Genomic DNA, 24,485 nt, shown 5'->3' on the forward strand with positions numbered 1-24,485 from the left:
AGCCACAAGCTTAAAAGTTACAATTTATTCACATTTGTTACGTATTTAGAAGTCATTGCCAATAAATAAATATAAAGTTTGCTCGGTTTTATTGTGCCCATAGGACAAAACTATCGGTCCTAACGTGCTGGTATCTAAAGCCACAAACACGCTACCGGCCCACAACGCAGTGCTATATGAAATGTCGCTGGAACTATTCCAAACACCGCCATTTTCTAAAGACCCACCAACAAAAACTGGCGCTTGGAAAAGCGGCGATTGATAGCTGTGCAGCTGATAAAAGTACATCAAGCCTGTGAGCGCTTTATAGCGTCCCGACAGCTGCTCGTAGGTAAAGCCCGATAAGCGTAGAAAACCACCAAGATCTTGTGCATCCGTTGGAATTATAAAATCACTGCCACTGCTACCATATTCGCCAAACCAATTGAGGTGGTGTTTGTTCCAACCAAATGGATACTTCCAGCGCATTTCAAAGCTTGGCGCTAATACGCTAGAAAAATCATCCACATCTTCGTTATATAAAGTGAGGTTCAGATCCAACATTTTTCCGCTCGTGGGAAACGCCCAACTATTCAGCGTGTCATAATCAAATTTAAAATAGGGGCCATAAAGCCAATAATTTGCTTCCGCAGCAATACCGTTCACTTTAATATTACCGCGCTTGGCGGCTAGCCCTAGAGACCACTCTTGCCAAGGCTGGTAATTCCAAGCGATATGGGTGCGAAATTTTAGGTCTGTAAAGCCAGCTTCTAGATAATCAAAATCTTCGGTGATGTCATAAATACGCCGATTTCTTTTGTCATATTCTGCCGAAACGGTCCATGAGTATTTTAAATTCTCGGTAATCGGGGTGTAAAACTCGGTATACAACCGCTTAATCGAACCAATTTCAACTTCGTTGCGCCATTCTGCGCCAAGCCCATTTAAATTGGTTAAGGTTAGCCCCACACCTATATTGGCTTCGGTTCTATCTGAAAAGTTTTCTTGTAAGCCAATTTTCATATCCAAATAACCAGGCCCCCAGCTCTTTTCGGTAGTATCAAGGTGAATAACATTGTCGCCTTGCTCGGTACTGATTCGGTAATCCACTCGCTCAAAGGTACCTAATGCATACAGTTGACCAATTTTTTGTTCTAACTCTGCCTTAGATAGCAATTCTCCCTGATTAAGCTGTAAACGGGTTAAAATAACCGCATCACTCAAACTAGAATGATTATTTAGCTCAATGCGACTCACCACAAACTGTTCATGTAATTTTAGCTTGGCTTTGCGCTGCTGAATCGTTTGTTGATAGGCTATATATTGCTGCGAGTCATGGGCACCAATCCGCTGCGCCAATTTGGAGATAGGCTCTCTGCCTGCTTCTCTACCGCGCGCTAAAGCCAGTGGCATGGCAGAAAAATCAGCGGTATCAATACCTGTCATATCTGGAGAGATCAGCAAATCCCCTACGTCTAATAACGCTATCTGCCGCTCTGTGCCAGAGCGCGTTAAATAGATAGAAAGCTGGTCTACCACATCTACAGCGCTATTAAGCTGATCCTGTGATTTAAGGCGTGAGCCAATATCTACCGCAATAATAATATCTGCACCCATGGCTTTGAGCACATCAACCGGCATGTTATTGACAACTCCGCCATCAGATAACAGTTTACCGTCTAATTCAACTGGGCGTAGCGCCCCCGGCACCGACATGCTCGCCTGCATCGCTACCGCTAAATCACCATGCTGTATAACATAGGGCTTCATCTCTGCCATATCGGTAGCCACCGCTCGAAACGGTATCGCTAGCTCATCAAAACTGGCTAACGCTTCTAGATTACTGGTGGCAAAGCGCAAAATTTCAGCCATGGTTTGGCCTTGCACAGCGCCCTTGGGCAATTGAATGCCTTCTTGACTAAGCCCTAAAGGTAGCGCGACTTGATAGTTATCTTGCTGCTTCTTCTTACGCAACGACAGTTCGCTGCGAGTAACCTCATCAACAAAGCCACTTTCCCAGTGAATAGAAAATGTCATCGCTTCAATTTCTTCAGCACTATGCCCCATTGCCAGCATTGCGCCAAAGTAGGCCCCCATGCTGGTCCCCGCCACATAATCAACCGGGATCTGATACTCTTCTAAAAGCTGAATTACCCCTAAATGGGCTGCGCCTTTGGCGCCCCCACCACTTAGAGCTAAACCTATCTTAGGGCGAGCCACAGCACTGCAGGTAATCACCAAAAGCAGCATTAATAATAAACTGTTTCGCATCAGCTGCATCAAGAGTCATTCCTTTGAAATACAAACAATAAAGGCAGCCTAAGCTGCCTTTATAACTGTAGTTTTTTACACTATCAGAGTCTATTTTTTCTTTTTCTTGGCTTTCGCATTTGGAAGGTCGGTAATACTTCCTTCAAATATTTCTGCCGCTAAACCTACCGACTCATGCAAGGTTGGGTGAGCGTGGATAGTTAACGCGATGTCTTCAGCATCACAACCCATCTCAATGGCTAAGCCAATTTCACCAAGCAATTCACCGCCGTTAGTACCCACGACCGCACCACCAATAACTCGACCAGATTCTTTATCAAAAATCATCTTAGTCATGCCTTCGGCGCAATCAGAAGCGATTGCACGCCCCGAAGCAGCCCATGGGAACACCGAGGCTTCGTAGTTAATACCTTGAGCTTTAGCTTCTTTCTCAGTAAGACCTACCCATGCCATCTCTGGCTCGGTGTAAGCAATTGAAGGGATCACTTTAGGATCAAAGAAGTGTTTCTTACCAGAGATAACTTCAGCCGCTACGTGGCCTTCATGCACCCCTTTGTGTGCCAACATAGGTTGCCCCACAATATCGCCAATCGCGTGGATATGAGGCACGTTAGTGCGCAGCTGCTTATCCACTTCAATGAAGCCACGCTCAGTCACCGTAATACCGGCTTTTTCAGCGTCTAAGCCTAAGCCGTTTGGTACGCGGCCTACCGCTACCAGTACAGCGTCATAACGCACTGGCTCATGCGGGGCTTGTTTACCTTCATAAGTCACGTATAGGCCGTCTGTCTTAGACTCAACCGCCACAACTTTAGTTTCTAGCATGATGTTAAACTTGTCTTTCACCTTCTTGGTGTAAGCTCTAACAACATCTTTATCTGCTGCTGGTACTAGCTGGTCAGCAAATTCTACTACATCAATGGCACTGCCTAGCGCACCGTAAACGGTACCCATTTCTAAACCAATAATACCACCGCCTAGTACTAACAATTTGCCTGGAACTTCTTTAAGTTCTAGCGCATCTGTTGAGTCCCAAACACGCGGGTCATTATGCGGAATAAATGGCAGTTTTACTGGGCGCGAGCCAGCAGCAATAATCGCGTTGTCGAAATTAATGGTAGTAACGCCATCATCACCTTCAACTTGCAAAGAGTTAGCGCCGGTAAATTTACCTAGGCCCTGAACAACTTTCACTTTACGCATTTTAGCCATACCGTCGAGGCCACCAGTCAACTGACTGATCACTTTCTCTTTCCAGGTACGGATTTTATTAATATCGGTTTGCGGCTCACCAAATACAATGCCGTGCTCGGCCAGTGATTTAGCTTCTTCAATCACTTTAGCTACGTGCAGCAATGCTTTTGATGGAATACAGCCTACGTTTAGACATACGCCGCCAAGGGTTGCGTAGCGTTCTACAATTATCGTTTCCAAACCTAAATCGGCAGCACGGAAGGCAGCAGAATAACCTGCAGGGCCTGCACCCAGTACTACCACCTGGGTCTTGATTTCCTTACTCATTGATGACCTCTTGGTATTGTTATGTTGTTAAGCCGCTGTAGGGTATGTTGTTTATACATACAGCTAAACTGAGTTTACGGTTAATCGATATAAAAAAGAAGAGCCGGATGGTAAACATCCAGCTCTTATTACTAAAGTACTAGTCGGCGAATATCACCTAGCAAACCACTTAAGGTAGAGATGAAGCGCGCACCGTCGGCGCCATCAATCACTCGGTGGTCGTAAGACAAGGCTAATGGCAACATTAGCTTCGGCTTAAATTCACTACCGTTCCATTTAGGTTTCATCTCGCTACGAGACACCCCTAAGATAGCCACTTCAGGGGCATTTACAATTGGCGTAAATTGGGTACCGCCTATGCCACCTAAGCTTGAAATGGTGAAACAGCCGCCTTGCATATCTGACGCAGTGAGTTTACCAGCACGCGCCTTCTTAGAGATCTCAACCAGCTCTTCAGACAGTTGGTAAATACCTTTTTTATTCACATCACGTACTACTGGCACCACTAAGCCATTTGGCGTATCTACCGCAATACCAATGTTGATGTATTTCTTCATTATCAGACTGTTGCCGTCATCAGATAAGGCAGAATTAAACTTAGGTAAACTTTCTAAGGTTTTTGCTGCTGCTTTTAACATGAACACCAATGGGGTGATCTTAAAGCCTAACTGTTGCTTCTCAGCAATCACGTTTTGCTCTTTACGGAAGGCTTCCATTTCTGAAATATCCGCTTCGTCAAATTGAGTAACGTGAGGAATTTTAACCCAGTTGCGATGTAATGCAGGGCCAGAGATTTTCTGAATGCGTGATAATGGAACTTCTTCCACTTCACCAAATTTAGAATAATCGACACTTGGCCAAGCCGCTACGTCCATACCTGAGCCACCAGCTTTAGCGCCAGACTCTAATATTTTAACGGCTTGTTTAACGTAAGCTTGTACGTCTTCTTTAACGATACGCCCTTTACGACCAGAGCCTTTCACTTTGGCTAGATCAACGCCAAATTCACGGGCTAAACGGCGAATAACCGGTGATGCATGGAAGTAAGCATTATTTTCTACAAACGCCTCAGCTTTAGCGGGTGCGGCCGCTTTAGCCGGAGCGGCAGCGGGCTTAGTTGCTGGCGCGGGTGCTGCAGGAGCACTCGCCGCAGGCGCACTAGCAGCAGGCGCTGCAGCGCTCACTTCAAACATCATAATCAGTGAACCAGTTTTCACCTTATCACCTACCGCAACCTTAACCGCGGTAACCACACCCGCAAACGGGGCCGGAACTTCCATAGCAGCTTTATCGCCCTCTACAGAAATCAGCGTTTGCTCTAGCTCAACACTATCACCTACCGCTACCGCTACTTCGGTCACTTCAACTTCGTCGTCACCGATATCAGGGATCAGCACTTGTTGCTCTTGCTTAGCAGCGGGTGCCGCAGGCGCCGTGTCTGCCACTGGAGCGGGAGCCGAAGCAGCAGAACCCGCCACTTCAAATTCCATAATCAATGAACCGGTGGTCACATTGTCACCCACAGCCACACTGATCGACTTAACCGTGCCAGCGAACGGTGCGGGTACTTCCATAGCGGCTTTGTCGCCCTCTACAGAAATTAGCGTTTGCTCAGCGTCTACGACGTCGCCCACACTGACGGTGATTTCAGTAATTTCTACTTCATCATCGCCAATATCAGGTACGTGTACCAGCTCAACAGCGCTAGCTACTGGCGCTGCAGACACCGCTGGCGCCTCAGCTTCCGGAGCTTCAGCCGCTGCGCTTGCGCCTTCAGCTTCAAAAATCATAATTAAAGCGTTAGTGGCAACGCTGTCGCCTACCGCCACTTTAATTTCTTTGACAATACCGGCTTGAGAAGCAGGAACTTCCATGGCAGCTTTGTCGCCTTCAACCGAAATAAGCGATTGCTCTAACTCTACGCTGTCGCCCACATTGACAAGAATTTCGGTCACTTCAACTTCATCATCGCCAATATCTGGTACAAAAATTTCAATACTCATATCACTTCGCCCTTACGCGTAGAGAGGGTTAACTTTGTCAGTGTCGATGCCGTATTTTTCAATGGCTTCGCCTACTAACTTCTTATCGATTGTTCCAGCTTTAGCTAGCTCAGTGAGCGAGGCTACAACAATGTAATCTGAATTCACTTCAAAGTGACGACGCAAGTTTTCGCGGCTATCACTACGACCAAATCCGTCGGTACCTAGTACTTTGTAGCTACCAGGAATATAAGCACGCGCCTGTTCAGCGTATTGCTTCATATAGTCAGTGGCAGCAATAGTAGGTAAATCACTTAAGGTTTCAGTGATAAACGGTACCTGCTCGGCCGCATCTGGGTTTAGCATATTGAAACGCTCAACCGCTTGCCCTTCACGCGTTAACTCGTTGAATGAAGTAACACTGAATACTTCAGAGGCAACGTCATACTCTTCACTCAAGATTTTAGCGGCCTTAAGTACTTGTTGCATAATCGTGCCAGAACCGAGCAATTGAACCTGAGCTTTGCTGCCCTTATTAGATTCAAACTTATAAATACCCTTACGAATGCCGTCTTCAGCACCTTCAGGCATCGCTGGCTGATGGTAGTTTTCGTTCATCAACGTCAGGTAGTAGTAAACATTCTCTTGCTCACCATACATGCGGCGTAAACCGTCTTGTAAGATAACCGCCACTTCAAATGCAAAACTTGGGTCGTAAGAAATACAGTTTGGAATGGTGTTAGCCAAGATCAGGCTGTGGCCGTCTTCGTGCTGCAAACCTTCACCGTTGAGGGTGGTTCTACCGGCAGTAGCACCCAATAGGAAACCACGCGCTTGTTGGTCACCCGCCATCCAACACATGTCACCCACACGTTGGAAACCAAACATAGAGTAGTAAATGTAGAACGGAATCATTGGCACGTCGTTGGTGCTGTATGAAGTAGCCGCTGCCACCCATGAGCTCATTGCACCTAACTCGTTAATCCCTTCTTGTAATACTTGGCCGCTGGTGTCTTCTTTGTAATAAGACACTTGCTCCCTATCTTGTGGGGTATATACCTGACCACCTGGGTTGTAGATACCCACTTGACGGAACAAACCTTCCATTCCAAAAGTACGCGCTTCATCGGCAATAATTGGCACGATATTTTTACCAATACCTTTGTTCTTCAACATCACGTTCAAGGCACGAACGTAAGCCATAGTGGTAGAGATTTCGCGTTTTTGCTCACCCAATAAGGCATCAAACTCGCTAAGCTCTGGAATGGCTAAGGCTTCAGTGAACTTAGGTAAACGGGTTGGCGTATAACCTTTTAATTCAGTACGGCGAGCATGTAAATATTCATACTCTTCGGTACCTGGCTTCAATTCAATATATGGCAAGTTAGGTAAGTCTGCATCGCTAACATCAACCCCTAAACGGTCACGGAACTGCTGAACGTAGTTCATGTCCATTTTCTTCACGCCGTGGGCAATGTTCTTGCCTTGCGCCGCTTCACCCATGCCATAACCTTTTACAGTTTTAGCTAAGATAACCGTAGGTACACCTGCGGTTTTACGCGCTTTATCAAAGGCTGCGTAAAGTTTAACAGGATCATGGCCACCGCGACGCAGGGCGAAGATCTCATCATCAGACATGTCTTTAACTAATTCAGCAGTTTCACTGTATTTGCCAAAGAAGTGCTCACGTACATAGGCACCATATTTAGCTTTAAAGGTTTGGTAATCGCCATCAATGGTTTCGTTCATCAATTGCAATAATTTACCCGAGCTATCTTTAGCCAATAGGCTGTCCCACTCGCTGCCCCAAACCACCTTAATCACATTCCAGCCAGCGCCTTTAAATAGGCCTTCTAGCTCTTGAATGATTTTACCGTTACCCATTACTGGGCCATCTAGGCGCTGTAGGTTACAGTTAATCAAGAAACATAGGTTGTCTAGCTTCTCACGAGCGGCGAAAGAAATTGCACCGCGTGATTCTGGCTCATCCATCTCGCCATCACCTAAGAAGGCGTATACTCGCTGCTGAGTACAGTCTTTCAAACCGCGACCGGTTAGGTATTTTAAGAAGCGCGCTTGATAAATCGCCGAGATAGGGCCAAGACCCATAGATACTGTAGGAAACTGCCAAAATTCAGGCATCAATTTAGGGTGCGGGTACGAACTTAAGCCGTTGCCACCCACTTCTTGACGGAAGTTATCTAGCTGCTCAGCCGTTAAACGCCCTTCAACAAAGGCACGGGCATAAATACCTGGAGAAATATGGCCTTGGTAGTACACCAAATCGCCGCCGTCTTTTTCATTGCGCGCACGGAAGAAGTGGTTAAAACACACTTCGTAAAAGGCTGCAGAAGACTGATAAGACGCCATGTGGCCGCCAAGGTCTAAATCTTTCTTAGAAGCACGCAATACAATCATAATTGCGTTCCAGCGAATAATAGAACGGATACGACGTTCAATCACGCTATCGCCTGGGTATTCTGGCTCGTCACTTACCGCAATAGTATTAATGTAATCGCTAGTAATTGCTCCACCCGGACCGGCTAAACCGTCGATCTTAGCGCTAGCAATGACCTGCTCTAACAAGAACTGGGCACGTTCAACGCCTTCTTCACGGATCACAGATTCAATGGCGTCGATCCACTCACTGGTTTCTAGTGAGTCAACATCATGCTTCAGTACCTCTGACATGGCTGTTTCCTTATCAGTTATTTATCATTGTTCAAGCCACTAGCCAGGCTAGTGATTTGAGTTAAACTTTCAATTGTTTTAAACGACGATTAGAACGCTCTACGCGGCTCTCCTCTCGCTCAATTTGTAATAGTGTTTCTTCTATAAATGCTAAGTGTTTATGTGAAGCTTCACGCGCATCATCCGGCTTACCATCCAAAATGGCCTGTAACATCAATACCCGATGAAGGCGTATTTTTTCGGCCACACTGGGGCGGGTATACAAGACCTTAAAGTTGTCCATGATGTTCTTTTCCAACAATGGACTTAAGCCTCTGATTAGATGAAACAACACCAAGTTATGTGATGCTTCAGTAATCGCCTCATAAAAGCTCAACACCGCTTTTGCTTCTTGCTCAGTATTACCATCTAGTTGAGCCAGTTCGATTTGCTCGTGGCACAACTGTATTTTTTCTAAGTCTGCTTCGGTGCCTCGTAAGGCGGCGTAATAAGCAGAAATACCTTCAACTGCATGCCGAAACTCTAGCAAGTCTAGTTGGCTTTCATCATGATTGGACAATAAATTAAACAAGGGATCGGTGAGCGCTTCACGCAGTTTCTGCTGTACATAAGTACCGCCACCCTGCTTGCGTATTACCAATCCTTTGGCTTCCAATTGTTGAATAGCCTCACGCAACGAAGGTCGCGATACATCAAACTGCTTAGCCAATTCACGTTCTGCGGGCAAACGCTCTCCAGGCGGTAAACTGCCTTCTAAGATCATTCGCTCTAATTGCTTTGCAATTACATCGGCAAGTTTTGGCGGTTTAATTTGTTGGTAGTTCATCAATTTCCATTCAATCAATATTGGTATTACCAATTTACACGCAGCAAATTAACAAATACGAAACACCCTGTCCAGAAAAATTGATCTACATCAAACCTGTAAGCATAAAGGCCTAAGTATTGTAAACACATTTGTCATACAAATAAACTTGGTCTGACCTTTTTTTGTGAACTAGATCGCCACAATGTAAACAACAGCGGGAAGATAAATAGGGAATGTGAAATAAAATCGCAGCGACGAAGCGCTGCAACCCTGGCTTAGATTAGCCAGCCAGCAATGGTGAGTGCAGCGATAATCGCTATCGCCAACATAATGCCGCGTTTCGCTAAACTAACAAAACGGCAGGTGGTAGCAACACATAACATTTCGCTATCATGTTCTTGTTCAGATAACTCTGCCGCTACCGCCACTTTAGTTAACCAGTAACCATTACTGTGCTGGCGGTCTTTTAGAGACGGTAACCACACCGTAATGGCTTGATTAGTGTTGCCTACGGCTAAATAACAAAGACTGGCTAAGCGGCTAGGCAGCCAATCTAAATAATGCATAAAGGTGTTAATGCTTGGCGAGAGAGCTTGTACCTCTATGCTCTTATGCAAGTATAGGCCGCGACTACAAGCATAAAACAAGGCCCCAGCTGGGCCTGCTAATACGTAGAAAAAAATCACCGCAAAATAATAACGATAGTTTAACCACATTAGCTGAGTACCGGTTGAAATGGCGATAGATTCTTCAGGGTCTACCTGATGTAGCGGATGTATTTGCTCTAATAGCTGTTGATTAAATTCGCTGCAGGCTTGTTCGTTGCCTTCTGCAGCCGAGCGCAAGTAGTCACGATAACCTTGCTGCAAGGGCGGGCAACCCAAGGTAATAAGCGGTACAAAAATCCACAAAGCCAAACTGGGCAAGCCAAATAACCAACCGCTCAAACTCAGTTGCAGGTAAACCATTAATAAGCTAGGTAGCAACACCGCCATAGTAATTTGCCAAAAGGCCGAGGCACTATCAAAGCGTTTTAGCCACCAATGAAAGGCATGCTGCCACCACCAATCTGCACCAATGCGTCTGGCCCGCTCTAAACTGAGTGCTAATAACAGTGATATTAATGACATGTAGCTGATAACTCTCCAAAAACGCCTTCCATCGCCATAAATAGTAAGCCAATTAGCCTAGCAAACCAAGCGACTCACAGCCCATTTAAATAAACATCCCAGTCAAAGCCGCTACCGGGATCGGTTTTTCGCCCCGGCGCGATCTCACTATGGGCAACAATGCGTTGTTTAGACAGTTGCGGGTAATGCGCCAGCAAAGCTTTAGTCACTTGCTGCAAGCTAAGGTATTGCTCAGTGGTAAATTCACTGCTGTCGGTGCCTTCCAACTCAATACCGATGGAGTAATCGTTGCAAGCCTCGCGCCCCTCAAAGCTAGAGACCCCCGCATGCCAAGCGCGCAGATTAAATGGCACATATTGTTTCAGTTCGCCCTCGCGGGTAATCAGTAAATGCGCTGACACCTCTAAACCCGCCAAATCGGCAAAACTGGCATCTAGTGAGCAATCCAAACAACCGCTAAACAACGCATCGATATGGCCATTGTTATACTGCCCTTCGGGTAGGCTAATGCAATGAATCACCAACAAGCTGGGCTCACAGCCGGGCCGTTGGTTATAAAAGGGGCTAGGCACCTGCTGTGCTGCGCTTAATTGGTGTTGCGAGTTAATCTTCAATAAATACTCCTAAAATGCAGCTAGCTATCCGCTTAGAACGCCCAAAAGTTAATCAGCTATAAGTCTTAAGTTATAAGCCTTAAGCCTTAAGTTTAAAGCCAAGAACTAAGCGCACTGCAGGCCTTACCTGTAAGGCTTAAGTTATAAGCTATAAGCCTTAAGCTAAAAGCCAAGAACTAAGCGCGCTGCAGGCCTTACCTGTAAGGCTTAAGTTATAAGCTATAAGCCTCAAGCTAAAAGCCAAGAACTAAGCGCGCTACAGGCCTTACCTTAAGGCTTAAAACTTAAGGCTTAAGGTAAGGCTCTATTCTATATGGCTTGCCGCTGATCACTTATCGCTATAAGGGGTTTATAATAAAGCTAAGATTTGACCATGCAAGTGGCAAGTTTCTGAGTTAAAATGCCGCGCAATTAGCCTAATAGGCTATATATTAACTTCTTCTTAACCGCCGAGTACCGATGCATGAATGCCGAACAATTACGGGACAACGTCACCGCCGCTTTAATCGAAGACTTGGGTAGCCTAAACCCACAATTGGATATTAGCGCCGCTTTGATCCCCGACAGCCAAATCAGCAAAGCCAAAATTATCAGCCGTGAGCCCGCCATATTTGCCGGTAAAGCCTTTGCCGATGAAGTGTTTCGCCAGTTAGGTGAGCAAGTCGAAATTGAGTGGCTGGTCGCCGACGGCGATAAGGTAGTAGAAAACCAAGCCCTTTGTTATTTAACCGGGCCGGCGCGCATCTTGTTAACCGGCGAGCGTTCAGCACTTAACTTTATTCAAACCTTGTCTGGCATTGCCAGCCAAGTGGCCGAATACATGGATTTATTGCAAGGTACTCACTGCAAATTACTCGATACCCGTAAAACCTTGCCCGGTTTGCGCTATGCTTCTAAGTACGCGGTTACCTGTGGTGGAGGTACCAATCATCGTTTTGGCTTAAACGATGCCTTCTTAATTAAAGAAAACCACATTATGGCCTGTGGTGGTATTAAAGCGGCCATCGATAAGGCCCGCCAACTGGCACCGGGTAAAAAGGTTGAGGTAGAAGTTGAAAACCTAGCTGAGCTTGAACAAGCACTAGAAGCAGGCAGTGACGTTGTAATGTTAGATAACTTCAGCGTGGCGCTAATGCAGCAAGCAGTGGCGATTAACAAGGGCCGAGCAAAGCTAGAGGCATCAGGTAACATGACCTTAGCCACGATTCGCCAATATGCAGAAACAGGGGTCGACTTCATTTCAGTGGGTGCGTTAACCAAACATGTCAAGGCGCTAGACCTAAGTATGAGATTTGTCGCATAATTTTTGTGGATAAGCACATTTAGCTGTATAGCTTTATGTACAGCTAAGTCTGCAACTGTGTTGCTAAGATCACGATTTGATTGCGTTTTTTTAAAAAAAACTATACTAATATAGTACGTATGCTCTAATAAGCATCTAGTTTATAGCATCGTAATATCAAGGAAGATACTGAAATAATTATAATTTCAAATCAGCCCTGATAGAAAAAACGGTAAAGAAAACAACTTCTAAAACTTGTGTAAAGGAAAGACGCAATGAAAACACTACAAAACCTCCAAGCCAAAGCTGCTAACAAGCAGTCAGGTTTTACCCTAATTGAATTGATGATCGTAGTTGCGATTGTAGCCATCTTGGCTGCTGTAGCACTGCCTGCATATCAAACTTATACAGCCAAATCTCGTTTTACTGAAGTGATGGCTTCGACAGGTCCTTATAAAACAGCGATAGAGCTATGTCATCAAACTGGATACAGTGTGCAGGCGGGCGAGTGTAATGAAGGACTGAATGGAGTACCTGCGGATATTGGAGCAGCAGAAGGCTCTGTTGCATCAATCGCAGTAACTGACGGTACTGGCCGAATTACTGCGACTGCTGTTACAGCCAACGGCTTAGCAGGTGAAACTTATATTATATATCCACACGAAGAAGCTTCTGGTCGTATTACTTGGTTCACCTTAGCAGATTCTACGTGCTACCCAGATCTTTGTGGCGGTACTGTAATACCTAGTGATGTTACGCTCGACATTCCTGGCCCAGCAGCAGCATCAGATTAATAGCGGTAGTATTTGTTGAAAAACGTTAGCATAAACGGCCTAGCCTCTAGCTTGGCCGTTTCTTTTCCAGAAAAAGAACACCAGCTACTAGAACTATATAAACGCAGTGTGCAAGAACAGCGCGCTTTTAGCACTGTGCTGGTAGAAAACGAGCTCATTTCTAGCCGAGAATTAGCTGAATTTTGTGAGAGCCAGTTTGGCATTCCGCTGCTAGACTTGGATGCCATCGAATTATCTGAGATCCCGCAAAACTTTCTCAATGAAAAATTAATCTTTAAACATCACGTATTACCGGTCTATAGTCAAAATCAAACCCTTTATGTGGCTATGGCAGATCCTAGCAACGTTGCCGCGCTAGAAGATTTTGGTTTTAATTTTGGGCTACATGTTGAAGCCTTATTGGTTGAAGAAGCCAAGCTATTTAAGGCGATTCAGTCTTTAGTTGATGATAGCGCTAACCTTGATTTAGGCGACATCTCTGATGACGACATCAGTGGCCTAGAAGTTAGTGATGAAGACTCCCGGCTAGACGAGAAACAAGACAACAAACAAGATGATGCACCGATTGTTGTTTACATTAACAAGATATTAATGGACTCGATTCGCCGCGGCGCCTCTGATTTACACTTTGAACCCTACGAAAAGAAATACCGGATTCGCTTTCGTATCGATGGCATTTTGCATGAAATAGCCAGCCCACCAATCAACTTGGCCAACCGCTTCTCAGCGCGCTTAAAAGTAATGGCGCGCATGGACATTGCCGAACGCCGTTTGCCACAAGATGGTCGCATCAAGCTTAAAACGGGCCGTAATAAAGCCATCGATATGCGGGTTAACTCGCTACCCACCATGTGGGGCGAAAAAATCGTGATTCGTATTCTCGACTCCTCAGCGGCTAACTTAAACATAGATATACTCGGTTACGATGACGCGCAGAAAAAGCTCTATTTAGATGCCTTATCCCGCCCACAGGGCATGATATTGGTCACCGGCCCGACCGGCTCGGGTAAAACCGTCTCTTTATATACCGGCTTAAACATTCTTAATACTACCGAGATCAACATCTCAACCGCCGAAGACCCGGTAGAGATTAACCTACCAGGGGTGAACCAAGTACAAATTAATAATCGCGCTGGTTTAACCTTTGCCAGTGCGCTGCGGGCATTTTTGCGCCAAGATCCCGATGTAGTGATGGTGGGTGAAATTCGTGACTTAGAAACCGCCGAAATTTCAATTAAAGCGGCGCAAACCGGCCACTTGGTATTATCCACCCTGCATACTAACTCGGCTGCTGAAACCCTCACCCGCATGTTAAATATGGGCGTACCAGCCTTTAATATCGCCTCCTCAGTCAGTTTAATTATCGCTCAGCGCCTAGCACGCCGCCTGTGTGAGCATTGCAAAAAACCCAAGATGATAGAGGCCAACTTACTGCCTAAAGTGGGTTTTACTCAAAGCCAAGTAGAAGCCGGCATAAAATTATTTGACCCGGTGGGCTGTGAAAAATGCACCGGCGGTTTTAAGGGCCGAGTAGGTATTTATGAAGTGATGCCCATGAGCTCGGCCATTGCCAAGCTCATTATGGCCGAGGGCAACTCGATTCAAATTTCTGAACAAGCGGTTAGTGAGGGCATGTATTCACTGCGCATGTCCGCCTTAGAAAAGGCCCGTTTAGGCGTAACTAGCTTATCAGAGGTGGAGCGAGTCACAAATGTATAAATTGGCTATTTTCTCTTGGTAATTATCTGATAAATTTAACGAATTAATTTTTAAGTTTTGCACTACTTTGTTAGCAAGGATGTTATGGCTACTGCAACCCCCACTAAACGAAAAATCGCCGTAAAAAAAATTAGCGCCTTCAACTGGAGTGGCATCAACCGTAAAGGCGGCAAGGTGGGGGGGGAATACCAAGCAGAAAGCATCAGCCAAGTAAAAGCCGAACTGCGCCGTCAAGGCATTACTGTTACTAAAGTAAAAAAGAAAAGTGAAGGCTTTCTTAGCCAATTGGGTAACAAGATTAATGCTATGGATATTGCAATTGTCTCACGGCAAATTGCTACCATGTTATCGGCCGGGGTACCGCTGGTACAAAGCTTTGGCATCATCTCAAAAAGTGTCGAAAAGCCAGCGATGCGTGAGCTAATCAGTGAAATTGCCGCCGAGGTCGAGTCGGGTACAGCCTTATCAGAGACCCTACGTAAGCACCCGCGTTATTTTGATGGTTTATATTGTGATTTAATTGAAGCCGGTGAGCAAAGTGGCGCCTTAGAGACTATTTACGACCGGGTGGCCATTTATAAAGAAAAAGCCGAAGCACTTAAATCTAAAATTAAAAAAGCGATGTTTTACCCAGTGACAGTAATTATCGTGGCGATTATTGTGACAACGATTTTGTTGCTATTTGTGATCCCCCAATTTGAAGAGATTTTTGCCAGCTTTAACGCTGAGCTACCGGCCTTTACCCAATTTGTGATAGGCATATCACGCTTCTTACAAGACTATTGGCCGCTGATTTTTGGCGCCATAGCCGCAATAATAGTCGGATATGTACAAGCCCATAGACGCTCACAAGCGGTGAAAGATGCCACCGACCGCTTTGTACTAAAAATCCCAGTGATTAATCCGATTTTACATAAAGCCGCCATGGCCCGTTTTGCCCGCACCCTGTCTACCACTTTTGCCGCCGGTATCCCGTTGATTGATGCACTGCGTTCAGCCTCTGGCGCCTCGGGCAATGTAGTTTATCGCAACGCCATTGATGCAGTGCGCATTGAAGTGACTGGTGGTATGCAAATGAATATTGCGATGCGTACCGTGAATGTCTTCCCCGATATGGTCACCCAGATGGTGATGATTGGTGAAGAGTCAGGGTCTTTAGATAGCATGTTAGACAAGGTAGCTAACATTTATGAACAGCAAGTAGATGATGCGGTAGATGGCTTAACCAGCATGATTGAGCCGCTGATTATGGCGGTGCTAGGGGTATTGGTAGGTGGTATGGTAGTGGCAATGTATTTACCTATCTTTAAACTTGGATCAGTTGTCGGTTAAACATGGATACTTTTATTGAACTCTACCCAGCCACCGCGCTGGGTTTCTGCTTATTATTCGCCCTGTGTATTGGCTCATTCCTTAATGTGGTGATTCATCGCCTGCCGATTATGCTGCAACGCCAGTGGAAGGCTGAGTGCCACAGCTTTTTGGCTGATGATGCTCAGCCAGCGGAACCCTCAGACCGGCAAACCAACGCAACTTATAACCTAATGGTGCCACGCTCTTGCTGCCCTAATTGTAAAAGCATGATCACCGCTTGGCAAAATATCCCAGTAGTAAGCTGGCTGTTATTGCGCGGCAAGTGTGCCAATTGTAAAACCCCCATTAGCGCCCGCTACCCGCTGGTAGAGCTTGCTAGCGCTGGCTTTGCCTTGGCGTGTTGGTGGCAATTTGACTTTAGCATTCAGTTTGTACTGGCCAGTATCTTTTGCATTATTTTACTGTGCTTGGCCTTGATAGATTTAGATACCATGTTTTTGCCTGATCAAATCACCCTACCCACCCTGTGGTTAGGTTTACTGATTAATCTGGATGCAAACTTTGTTAACCTGCAAGATGCAGTACTCGGCGCTGCCATTGGTTATGGTTTTTTATGGAGCTTGTTTTGGCTATTTAAGCTACTCACCGGTAAAGAAGGCATGGGTTACGGCGACTTTAAGCTATTGGCGATGATCGGCGCGTGGTTTGGCTGGCAAGCCCTGCCTTTAACCATATTGCTGTCTTCACTGATTGGTGCCAGCGTTGGCATAGGCTTAATGGTGTTGGCTAAACACAAGCAAAGCCAAGCGATCCCCTTCGGCCCTTATTTAGCCATTGGCGCAGTGTGTTACCTATTCTTTGGCGACGCCATACAACACTGGTATTTTAGCTATATTGGCTTGGTACACTAAGCCTTAGCAGTGTTGAGCTTGAGCCTCTGGCTTGAGCTTGAAGCGCGCTAAGTGTTATCTAAAGCCTGAACTCAAGCGAAAACTCAAGCCAAAAATTTAGGTGGAGGCCCCCATGATCGTAGGACTAACCGGCGGTATCGCCAGCGGCAAAAGCCAAGTGTCGGCCGAGTTTGAACGGCTAGGTGTGCCCGTGGTGGACGCCGATGTAGTCGCCCGCCAGGTCGTTGAGCCGGGGCAAGCGGCGCTGGCTAAAATTGCCGAGCATTTTGGCAAACCAGTATTGTTAGCCGATGGCTGCCTTAATCGCCCAGCGCTACGACAGATTATCTTTCAACACCCCAGCCAAAAACAGTGGTTAAATCAGCTGCTACACCCCTTGATTCGCCAACAGATGCAGCAGCAATTAGCCACTGTAAACGGCCCTTATAAATTGTTAGTTGCGCCGCTGCTATTAGAAAACCAACTACACACCTTGGTAGACCGAGTATTAGTGATTGATGTGCCGCTAGCCACTCAGCTTAACCGCACTATTGAACGGGACAAAGTGAGCGAACAACAAGCGCAACAAATTGTCAATTCGCAAATGAGCCGCCAAGATAAGCTGGCCGCGGCCAACGATGTGATTGTAAACGACAGCAGCCTAGTGAATTTAACCAATAAGGTCGCCGAGTTACACCGCTTTTACCTTAATCTTGCCAAAAGCCATGACAGTTGAAACACCAATGGTTACACTAGTTTAGATAAGTCATCTTCAACCCAGCGTTATTAAATAGACATGGCAACATTGATATTTGAACACCCCTTAAATGAGAAAGTAAGAAATTACTTACGCTTAGAGCAATTGTTTGAGCAACTGATGCTGGCTAAGGCCTTGCAGCATCCCTTGCAGCAGCAACAATTTTTCAGAGTACTGTTTGAGGTATCAGAAGTATTAGAGCGCAGCGAATGGCGCAGTGATCTTCAAAAAGACTTAAGCAAACAGGCTGAAAAGTTAGCCCAATGGGCAGCCTTGCCGAATGTTGATACCAGTAAAATTGAACAGTTACTGCTGCAAGTGAAAAGCTTAATCAGTACCATCGCCAAACACGCACGGGTATCAGATCATTTAAAAGACGATAGGCTATTGGCTAATATTCGTCAGCGACTATGTTTGCCTGGTGGCAATAGCAGCTTCGATTTACCCTATTTGCACTATTGGCTTAATCAACAACCCGAACAGATCGACAGCCAAGTTGCGCTCTGGTTAAAGCCCTTGCAGCCAGTCGCAGCGGCGATAAGCCAATTACTGCAGCTACTGAGAGAGCAGCACCAAGCTATCGCGGTAGTGGCAACCAAGGGCTTTTACCAAGGGATGGCTCAAGATTGTGGGTTACTGCGGATTGAAGTAGACAATAAATACCAAGCCTACCCCACGGTGAGCGGTCATAAACACCGCTTTGCGATTAAATTTATCAGCGCCGCTAATCTAGAAGTTGAAGATATTAGCTGTCGCCTATTTTGCTGTAAGATTGCCTAATGAAAAAATCAGACCCAATAGTTAAATGCCCCACTTGTGATACCCATGTTGTGTGGAATAGCAGCAGTGAGTTTCGCCCCTTTTGCAGTGAGCGTTGTAAACTGATCGATCTTGGCGAATGGGCCAGTGAAGCGAAGTTTATCGCTGGACAAGAACTGGTTGAAGACGAAGACAAACCCGACAGCTGGCAGTTTTAAGCTTGAGCCTTGCTCGACCAGGCGACCCCTCTGTTTAGTTTTCTAATAGCCTTAGCTGTGTTGTTTCTCAACTTCGAGCATGCCGGCTGTAAGCATTCAGTGCTATAGGCATGTTTAACTTGAGCTTGCTACAGCTCGCTTTGTTGGATGGCCTGTAAAATGGCCTGATTAGCGGCCGGAAATTGGTAGTCTGCCAGTTTGGCTTTATCGACCCAACGTATCTCCTGCTGCTCAGCCCCTTTAGGCTCCCCTGAGAAGCGTTTAACGGTATAAACATGTAAACATACTCGTTTATCGCCATAGTCGTGCTCAATGCGAATTAGAGGCTCGCAGCTGTCGTGGGCGATATTAATGAGCAGTTCTTCTTGCAACTCGCGGGCCAGCGCCTCAACAACACTTTCTTGCGCTTCAATTTTACCGCCGGGAAACTCCCACTTGCCGCCTTGATGTTGCTGCTGATGGCGCAAGCTTAATAATATTTGCTCACCTTTAACGATGACTCCCACCGCCACATTGACCGTTTTCAAGGCTACCCTCCTGGTTTGCTTATTTAATTGAGACAGTAAAAAGGAGAGCTGATGCTCTCCTTGTTGTTTTCACTTAGGCCTTCAAACTATGACAATTTACCATGACATTGTTTGAATTTTTTACCCGAACCACAAGGACAAGGGTCATTACGGCCCACTTTTTGGCCTTCACGAGTGACCGGTTTCCCGCTTGGCCCTGCTTGCTGCTCTTGTTGCAATTGCTCTTGAGCTTGCTGATTACGCATCTCCATGGCACGTCGTTCAGTTTCACGACGTTTTTCTTCCATGGCGGTGACTTCTTCAGGATCTTGTACCTGAACCCGGCTTAAAATGCCGATCACGTCTAACTTAAGCACTTCTAGCATCTGCGTGAACAGCTCATAGGATTCGCGCTTGTACTCTTGCTTAGGGTTTTTCTGTGCGTAACCACGTAGATGGATACCCTGACGCAAATGGTCCATGGCCGCTAAGTGTTCTTTCCACAGCTGATCAAGGGTTTGTAACATCACCGATTTTTCAAATTGTTTGATCGGATCAGCACCCACTTTATCTATTTTAAGCTGGTACTCAGCCACTGCCGCTTCGAGGATTTTTTCACGAAGCTTCTCTTCATGCAGTTTATCATCTTCGTCTAGCCATTTCTGAATCGGTAAATCTAAGCCAAAATCACTCTTCAAGCGTTGCTCAAGCTCACTCACTTGCCACATTTCTTCAAGAGATTGAGGCTGAATGTACTCGTCGATCACCGCTGAATAAACATCTTCACGGATCACATCGATGGTCTCGGTAATGCTGTCACTGTCCATCAAGTCATTACGTTGCTCATAGACCACTTTACGTTGGTCGTTGGCCACATCATCAAATTCAAGCAAGGATTTACGCACGTCGAAGTTACGCCCTTCTACTTTACGCTGAGCATTCTCAATAGCGCGAGTCACCCAAGGGTGCTCAATGGCTTCACCTTCTTCCATACCCAATTTTTTCATCATTCCAGTTACCCGGTCTGAGGCAAAAATACGCATCAAGCTGTCTTCCATCGACAAGTAGAAGCGGGTTGAACCAGCATCACCTTGACGACCAGAACGACCACGTAGCTGATTATCAATACGGCGAGATTCATGACGCTCAGTACCAATAATATGCAAACCACCCGAAGCTAACACCGCATCGTGACGCACTTGCCATTGGGCTTTAGCGTCGGCAATTTGCTGTTCGCTAGCATCTTCGCCTAGCGCGGCTAAGTCGGCTTGCAGGCTGCCACCTAATACAATATCGGTACCACGGCCAGCCATGTTTGTGGCGATAGTGACTGAGCCAGCCATACCCGCACAAGCCACGATCTCAGCTTCTTTCTCATGGAATTTAGCGTTGAGTACGTTGTGCTTAATTTTTTCTTTGTTAAGAATATTGGATAATAACTCAGAATTTTCGATAGACACGGTACCCACTAGTACCGGGCGCTCGGCCTTAACACACTGGCGGATGTCTTCAATAATCGCGTTATATTTTTCTTCTGCCGTTAAATAAACCAGATCACCTTGGTCATCACGCACCATCGGTTTATTGGTAGGAATAACCACCGTGTTCAAGCCATAGATTGACTGAAATTCGAAAGCTTCAGTATCCGCGGTACCGGTCATGCCCGATAACTTTTCATACAAGCGGAAGTAATTCTGGAAAGTAATCGAGGCTAAGGTTTGGTTTTCATTTTGAATGTTAACCCCTTCTTTCGCCTCTACGGCTTGATGCAAACCTTCAGACCAACGACGACCAGGCATAGTACGGCCAGTATGCTCGTCAACGATAACAATTTCGCCCGTTTCACTAACAATGTAGTCTACGTTGCGCTCAAACAAGGTGTGTGCGCGTAAGCCTGCATTAACGTGATGTAATAAGCTGATGTTGGCGGCGTTGTATAAAGAGTCACCCTCTTCTAACATGCCACGTTGCTGCAGCGTTTCTTCAACGAAGATCTGACCATTCTCGGTAAGGTGTACTTGCTTGTTTTTCTCGTCAAGCGTGAAGTGACCGTCACCAATCAACTCTTCAGTGTCTTCTTCTTCTTGGCGCACCAATAGGGGGATAACGTCATTAATTTTTTTGTATAACTCTGAGCTGTCTTCAGCAGGGCCAGAGATAATTAACGGCGTACGGGCCTCATCGATAAGAATCGAATCCACTTCATCCACTACCGCGTAGTTTAATGGTCGTTGCACGCGTTGTTCGGGCGCAAAAGCCATGTTGTCACGTAGGTAGTCGAAACCAAATTCATTGTTGGTTCCGTAGGTAATGTCAGCGGCGTAAGCCTCTTTCTTAACCTGATGGTCCATACCGCTAATATTAACTGCGACACTTAAACCTAAGTATTCAAATAAAGGTCGGTTCCACTCGGCATCACGCTGGGCTAAGTAATCGTTCACGGTAATCACGTGGACGCCTTTACCGGTAATCCCGTTTAGATAGGCAGGAAGCGTCGCCGTTAAGGTTTTACCTTCACCGGTACGCATCTCAGCAATCTGGTTATCATTGAGAACCATGCCCCCCATCATTTGCACATCGAAGTGACGCATACCAAAAACCCGCTTAGAGGCTTCACGCACCACAGCAAAAGCTTCTGGGAGAATAGCTTCAAGACTCTCGCCTTGTTCTACGCGTAATTTAAACTCGCCCGCCTTGGCTTTAATTTCTTCAGCAGACAGTTTTTCAAATTCAGGTTCAAAGGCATTAATGCTAGTGACCACTTTGCGCATTTTTTTGATGGTACGGTCATTTCGAGTACCAACGATTTTCGTTACTAATTTACTAATCATGAAACACTACTTTTGCTAAGACGAAATCCAATTTTCTAGGTCTTGGTTTTGCGATAAATAAATTTACTTGGGTTAAGAGCTTGTCCATTTTTGAGAACCTCAAAATGGACATGAGACCCAGTAGAGCGGCCAGTGCTGCCCATGAGTGCAATCTCATCCCCTTTATTTATCACATCACCTTCTTTTACTAATACATCTTTAGCATGCGCGTAGCGGGTTACCATCCCGTTACCATGCTCAATTTCGACGAGGTTACCGTAACCAAAGCGACTGCCTGCCCACACCACCACGCCTGCTCCTACGGAGCGAATTTTTGTACCTTCTTTACCTGCTATATCTACGCCTTTATGACGGGCCTTTCTTTTAGTGAAAGGGTCGACTCGCGTACCAAATGGCGAAGATATCCAAATTCCTGGGCCTTTAGCTGGCCAACCAGAAATAAAGCTGTTAGTTACTAGATGGTGACTCTGTTGCCAAGATTCAAGCAGGGCCAGAGACTTTTTCTTCGAATCCACTTGTCGCTCAAGTTGCGACAAGTCATAGAATACACTGCTATTGGCGTGATTTGAGTTATCAATATCTAACATTGGCCCACCAATCGGTGGCGTAGCAGAAAAGTCAAACTCAGCGGCTAACTCGGTATCTTCAATCAGACGGGCACCCAAAGCGTTTAAGCGGGTCATTTCAACTTGCATTTGGCCAACCCGCACTGCCAGTTGGCTGTATTGGTGACGCAGGGATTGCTCAAACTGGGCCAGTTTCGGCTCTGCCTGCGAACGCTCTAACTGACTTAACAAGCCAATTTGTTGTCGAGCCAAATTTTGATATTGCTGAACGCCCCACAAGCCAATGCTACAGATCAGTGCGACCACGAGAAAACCCAGCCAAAATAAGCGCAATGGATTAAAACGAACAGTTCTGGTCTCACCTTTATGGGCGTATACTAAACTTAATTTCATAGATAAATGCTAATTATAATGTCCAAACGGCAACACCAACCGATTTCGATAGAGCGGATATTTCTGCAAAAGCAGTTTGCTCAAATCGAACAACCGCTGCAGCAACGTTTGCAGTTGCAACAGTTAGGTAACGATATTTTGTCACGTTACAAACTACAGCAATGCCGTATCGTCAATATGCGCCAAGGAGTTGCTATTGTTCAGGCCCCAAGTGCAGCCTGGTTAACCAGATTAAAGCAGTTCAGATTTGAACTACTGTCTGAGTTGCGTAAAGCCATACCAAGCGTTGTCAGTTTGGAGCTAAAAATCAATCCCGAATTGAAGAGCATTAAACCAGAAGCAGAAGTAAAAAGCACTGGAAAACGCCAGCTAAGCACCCAAGCAGCTAAACATATCACAGAATTAGCAAAACACGTACCTGATGAACTACGGGAAAAGTTGGAAAAATTAGCAGCGCTGAGCGGAGAGAGTTAGCCAGCGCCGACCAAAATTTTACTAGAAGCTGTAAACCGGTTGTTGGAATGCAGCTGGAGCTTCGGCTTTGTCTTCAAATGTGACAATTTCCCAAGCATGTTGCTGTTCAAGCAAAGCACGAACCAAATTGTTATTTAGTGCATGTCCTGACTTGTGAGCGCGTAGGTGTCCAAGAATAGGCAAACCTGCCATATATAAATCACCGACGGCGTCTAACAACTTGTGTTTTACAAACTCGTCGTCATAACGAAGGCCATCTTCGTTAAGAATGCGATAGTCGTCTAACACAATAGCATTTTCCAATCCGCCACCTAATGCTAGGTTTTTAGATTGCAAATACTCAATATCGCGCATGAAACCAAAGGTTCTGGCACGACTAATATCTTTTACAAACTTATCGGCAGAAAACAACATTGAAATTTCTTGATTGCGACCTTCCATTGCTGGGTGGTCAAAATCAATAGAGAAGTCAATTTTAAAGCCTTCACTATTTGGTAATAGTTCAGCCCACTTGTCTTCATGTTCAACACGAATCGCTTGCTTGATACGGATAAATTTCTTTGCGGCAGATTGCTCAGCAATACCGGCTGATTGTAATAAGAATATAAATGGGCTTGAGCTACCATCCATCACCGGTAGTTCTGGCGCATCAACATCGATAATTACATTATCCAAACCTAAGGCAGAAAGCGCAGCCATTAAATGCTCTACCGTTGAAATACGGTTGCCCGCATCATCGATAAGACAAGTACAAAGCATGGTGTCGCGCACTAGCTCGGCTTTGGCTGGGATCGTTACAACTGGATCCAGATCAGTACGGTTAAACAAGATACCAGTGTTCGCTGGAGCAGGACGCAATACTATTGTGACCTTGTGCCCAGAGTGCAAACCGATCCCTGTTGCCTGTACAGATTTTTCAAGAGTCCGTTGTTTAAGCATAAAAATTCCTCTGCTCTACGACCAATTAAACGTTAATGGTCTGACAT

At 45.8% G+C, this 24,485-nt stretch carries 20 protein-coding genes; 9 read left to right on the top strand and 11 right to left on the bottom strand.

Annotated elements, in window-relative coordinates; all coding sequences use genetic code 11:
* Positions 1-45 precede the first annotated feature (45 nt).
* From M0C34_RS17025 to ampD, 7 genes are all read right to left on the bottom strand, one after another.
* Positions 46-2,259, bottom strand: a complete 2,214-nt coding sequence (locus tag M0C34_RS17025; protein ID WP_248712868.1) for a patatin-like phospholipase family protein — start codon at positions 2,257-2,259, stop codon at positions 46-48.
* 81 nt (positions 2,260-2,340) lie between these two features.
* A complete protein-coding gene (lpdA, locus tag M0C34_RS17030; RefSeq protein ID WP_248712869.1) occupies positions 2,341-3,771 on the bottom strand; it encodes a dihydrolipoyl dehydrogenase in 1,431 nt (476 codons plus the stop codon).
* A gap of 131 nt (positions 3,772-3,902) precedes the next feature.
* Positions 3,903-5,774 (bottom strand): pyruvate dehydrogenase complex dihydrolipoyllysine-residue acetyltransferase, encoded by a 1,872-nt coding sequence (gene aceF, locus M0C34_RS17035; protein ID WP_248712870.1) that lies wholly within the window; start codon positions 5,772-5,774, stop codon positions 3,903-3,905.
* A 12-nt stretch (positions 5,775-5,786) separates the two neighbouring features.
* A complete protein-coding gene (gene aceE / locus M0C34_RS17040) occupies positions 5,787-8,444 on the bottom strand; it encodes a pyruvate dehydrogenase (acetyl-transferring), homodimeric type (RefSeq protein ID WP_248712871.1) in 2,658 nt (885 codons plus the stop codon).
* Positions 8,445-8,505: 61 nt separating this feature from the next.
* Positions 8,506-9,270 carry a pyruvate dehydrogenase complex transcriptional repressor PdhR gene (gene pdhR, locus M0C34_RS17045; RefSeq protein WP_248712872.1) on the bottom strand — a complete coding sequence of 255 codons (765 nt, stop codon included), beginning with the start codon at positions 9,268-9,270 and terminating at the stop codon, positions 8,506-8,508.
* A gap of 257 nt (positions 9,271-9,527) precedes the next feature.
* Positions 9,528-10,382, bottom strand: a complete 855-nt coding sequence (ampE, locus tag M0C34_RS17050; protein WP_248712873.1) for a regulatory signaling modulator protein AmpE — start codon at positions 10,380-10,382, stop codon at positions 9,528-9,530.
* Between the two features lie 74 nt (positions 10,383-10,456).
* Entirely contained in the window at positions 10,457-10,996 is a 540-nt protein-coding gene (ampD, locus tag M0C34_RS17055) for a 1,6-anhydro-N-acetylmuramyl-L-alanine amidase AmpD (RefSeq protein ID WP_248712874.1), read from the bottom strand.
* A 463-nt stretch (positions 10,997-11,459) separates the two neighbouring features.
* Here ampD and nadC point away from each other — a divergent pair, with 463 nt between their 5' ends.
* The 8 genes from nadC (at position 11,460) to yacG (ending at position 18,729) form a co-directional block, all read left to right on the top strand.
* A complete protein-coding gene (nadC, locus tag M0C34_RS17060; RefSeq protein WP_248712875.1) occupies positions 11,460-12,299 on the top strand; it encodes a carboxylating nicotinate-nucleotide diphosphorylase in 840 nt (279 codons plus the stop codon).
* 254 nt (positions 12,300-12,553) lie between these two features.
* Positions 12,554-13,072, top strand: a complete 519-nt coding sequence (locus M0C34_RS17065) for a pilin (protein ID WP_248712876.1) — start codon at positions 12,554-12,556, stop codon at positions 13,070-13,072.
* Positions 13,073-13,087: 15 nt separating this feature from the next.
* On the top strand, positions 13,088-14,791 hold the full coding sequence (gene pilB, locus M0C34_RS17070) for a type IV-A pilus assembly ATPase PilB (protein ID WP_371923088.1): 1,704 nt from the start codon (positions 13,088-13,090) through the stop codon (positions 14,789-14,791).
* Positions 14,792-14,875: 84 nt separating this feature from the next.
* Positions 14,876-16,123, top strand: a complete 1,248-nt coding sequence (locus M0C34_RS17075; RefSeq protein ID WP_305883136.1) for a type II secretion system F family protein — start codon at positions 14,876-14,878, stop codon at positions 16,121-16,123.
* A gap of 2 nt (positions 16,124-16,125) precedes the next feature.
* Entirely contained in the window at positions 16,126-17,016 is an 891-nt protein-coding gene (locus tag M0C34_RS17080; RefSeq protein ID WP_248712877.1) for a prepilin peptidase, read from the top strand.
* A gap of 112 nt (positions 17,017-17,128) precedes the next feature.
* A complete protein-coding gene (coaE, locus tag M0C34_RS17085) occupies positions 17,129-17,731 on the top strand; it encodes a dephospho-CoA kinase (RefSeq protein WP_248712878.1) in 603 nt (200 codons plus the stop codon).
* Between the two features lie 60 nt (positions 17,732-17,791).
* Positions 17,792-18,532 carry a cell division protein ZapD gene (gene zapD, locus M0C34_RS17090; RefSeq protein ID WP_248712879.1) on the top strand — a complete coding sequence of 247 codons (741 nt, stop codon included), beginning with the start codon at positions 17,792-17,794 and terminating at the stop codon, positions 18,530-18,532.
* Positions 18,532-18,729 carry a DNA gyrase inhibitor YacG gene (gene yacG, locus M0C34_RS17095; protein ID WP_248712880.1) on the top strand — a complete coding sequence of 66 codons (198 nt, stop codon included), beginning with the start codon at positions 18,532-18,534 and terminating at the stop codon, positions 18,727-18,729. Before zapD ends, yacG begins: the two co-directional genes overlap by 1 nt.
* A 128-nt stretch (positions 18,730-18,857) precedes the next feature.
* On the opposite strand, the gene mutT is transcribed toward yacG, so the two are convergent.
* The 3 genes from mutT to M0C34_RS17110 form a co-directional block, all read right to left on the bottom strand.
* A complete protein-coding gene (mutT, locus tag M0C34_RS17100; protein WP_248712881.1) occupies positions 18,858-19,256 on the bottom strand; it encodes an 8-oxo-dGTP diphosphatase MutT in 399 nt (132 codons plus the stop codon).
* An 86-nt stretch (positions 19,257-19,342) separates the two neighbouring features.
* Entirely contained in the window at positions 19,343-22,066 is a 2,724-nt protein-coding gene (gene secA, locus M0C34_RS17105) for a preprotein translocase subunit SecA (protein ID WP_248712882.1), read from the bottom strand.
* A 35-nt stretch (positions 22,067-22,101) separates the two neighbouring features.
* Positions 22,102-23,025 carry a M23 family metallopeptidase gene (locus tag M0C34_RS17110; protein ID WP_248712883.1) on the bottom strand — a complete coding sequence of 308 codons (924 nt, stop codon included), beginning with the start codon at positions 23,023-23,025 and terminating at the stop codon, positions 22,102-22,104.
* A gap of 18 nt (positions 23,026-23,043) precedes the next feature.
* Between M0C34_RS17110 and M0C34_RS17115 the strand changes: the two genes are divergently transcribed.
* The gene (locus M0C34_RS17115; protein WP_248712884.1) at positions 23,044-23,499 is read left to right on the top strand and encodes a DUF721 domain-containing protein; all 456 of its coding nucleotides are present in this window, start codon (positions 23,044-23,046) and stop codon (positions 23,497-23,499) included.
* 21 nt (positions 23,500-23,520) lie between these two features.
* Here the strand turns inward: M0C34_RS17115 and lpxC are convergent, their stop codons facing one another.
* Entirely contained in the window at positions 23,521-24,438 is a 918-nt protein-coding gene (gene lpxC, locus M0C34_RS17120) for a UDP-3-O-acyl-N-acetylglucosamine deacetylase (protein WP_248712885.1), read from the bottom strand.
* Positions 24,439-24,485: the final 47 nt, after the last annotated feature.

It is taken from the genome of Agarivorans sp. TSD2052 (assembly GCF_023238625.1).
Lineage (GTDB): Bacteria > Pseudomonadota > Gammaproteobacteria > Enterobacterales > Celerinatantimonadaceae > Agarivorans.

Excerpts from the sequence above, each read along its gene's own strand:
- M0C34_RS17110 (WP_248712883.1), bottom strand. The coding sequence starts at position 23,025 with ATGAAATTAAGTTTAGTATACGCCCATAAAGGTGAGACCAGAACTGTT.
- nadC (WP_248712875.1), top strand. The coding sequence starts at position 11,460 with ATGAATGCCGAACAATTACGGGACAACGTCACCGCCGCTTTAATCGAA.
- M0C34_RS17075 (WP_305883136.1), top strand. The coding sequence starts at position 14,876 with ATGGCTACTGCAACCCCCACTAAACGAAAAATCGCCGTAAAAAAAATT.
- secA (WP_248712882.1), bottom strand. The coding sequence starts at position 22,066 with ATGATTAGTAAATTAGTAACGAAAATCGTTGGTACTCGAAATGACCGT.
- pdhR (WP_248712872.1), bottom strand. The coding sequence starts at position 9,270 with ATGAACTACCAACAAATTAAACCGCCAAAACTTGCCGATGTAATTGCA.
- zapD (WP_248712879.1), top strand. The coding sequence starts at position 17,792 with ATGGCAACATTGATATTTGAACACCCCTTAAATGAGAAAGTAAGAAAT.
- ampE (WP_248712873.1), bottom strand. The coding sequence starts at position 10,382 with ATGTCATTAATATCACTGTTATTAGCACTCAGTTTAGAGCGGGCCAGA.
- M0C34_RS17065 (WP_248712876.1), top strand. The coding sequence starts at position 12,554 with ATGAAAACACTACAAAACCTCCAAGCCAAAGCTGCTAACAAGCAGTCA.
- aceF (WP_248712870.1), bottom strand. The coding sequence starts at position 5,774 with ATGAGTATTGAAATTTTTGTACCAGATATTGGCGATGATGAAGTTGAA.
- aceE (WP_248712871.1), bottom strand. The coding sequence starts at position 8,444 with ATGTCAGAGGTACTGAAGCATGATGTTGACTCACTAGAAACCAGTGAG.
- lpxC (WP_248712885.1), bottom strand. The coding sequence starts at position 24,438 with ATGCTTAAACAACGGACTCTTGAAAAATCTGTACAGGCAACAGGGATC.
- M0C34_RS17115 (WP_248712884.1), top strand. The coding sequence starts at position 23,044 with ATGTCCAAACGGCAACACCAACCGATTTCGATAGAGCGGATATTTCTG.
- coaE (WP_248712878.1), top strand. The coding sequence starts at position 17,129 with ATGATCGTAGGACTAACCGGCGGTATCGCCAGCGGCAAAAGCCAAGTG.
- M0C34_RS17025 (WP_248712868.1), bottom strand. The coding sequence starts at position 2,259 with ATGCAGCTGATGCGAAACAGTTTATTATTAATGCTGCTTTTGGTGATT.
- M0C34_RS17080 (WP_248712877.1), top strand. The coding sequence starts at position 16,126 with ATGGATACTTTTATTGAACTCTACCCAGCCACCGCGCTGGGTTTCTGC.
- yacG (WP_248712880.1), top strand. The coding sequence starts at position 18,532 with ATGAAAAAATCAGACCCAATAGTTAAATGCCCCACTTGTGATACCCAT.
- lpdA (WP_248712869.1), bottom strand. The coding sequence starts at position 3,771 with ATGAGTAAGGAAATCAAGACCCAGGTGGTAGTACTGGGTGCAGGCCCT.